The following is a 460-nucleotide window of genomic DNA, read 5'->3' as shown; positions in this document are numbered from 1 at the left end:
GGAGTCATCCGCCCCGACTCCGGCACGGTGATGCTGCGCACCGAACGCAGCACGGCGGATGTCGCGGCGATGGCGGATCGTGAGCGCTCAGCCCTGCGGTTGACGGAGTTCGGCTTCGTCTTCCAGGACGGGATGCTCATTCCGGAGTTGACCGCCGCGGAGAACGTGTCTCTGCCTCTGCTGTTGAACGGCAGGGGGCGGGCGGAGGCCCAGCAGACCGCCGAGAGTCTGCTCGCGGAGCTGGGCCTGGGCGGGTTGGAAGACCGACGGATCGGCCAGCTCTCCGGCGGACAGGCGCAGCGGGTCGCCATCGCCCGAGCACGAGCGACGAACTCCCGCGTCATCTTCGCCGACGAGCCGACCGGGGCGCTCGATTCGCGCACGGCGTCGGATGTGCTCGGCGTGCTTCTGGCGACGACGTCGGGGCAGGGGTGGTCCCTGGTCGTGGTGACGCATGACG

1 protein-coding gene is annotated in these 460 nt (G+C 70.0%); it reads left to right on the top strand.

What is annotated here, in order from left to right; translation table 11 throughout:
* Positions 1–460: ABC transporter ATP-binding protein (locus tag ACNPM4_RS19275; RefSeq protein WP_448986833.1), on the top strand; the 460-nt coding region annotated here is incomplete at both ends.

It is taken from the genome of Microbacterium umsixpiens (assembly GCF_053543675.1).
This window is presented reverse-complemented; position numbering and strand designations above follow the sequence as displayed.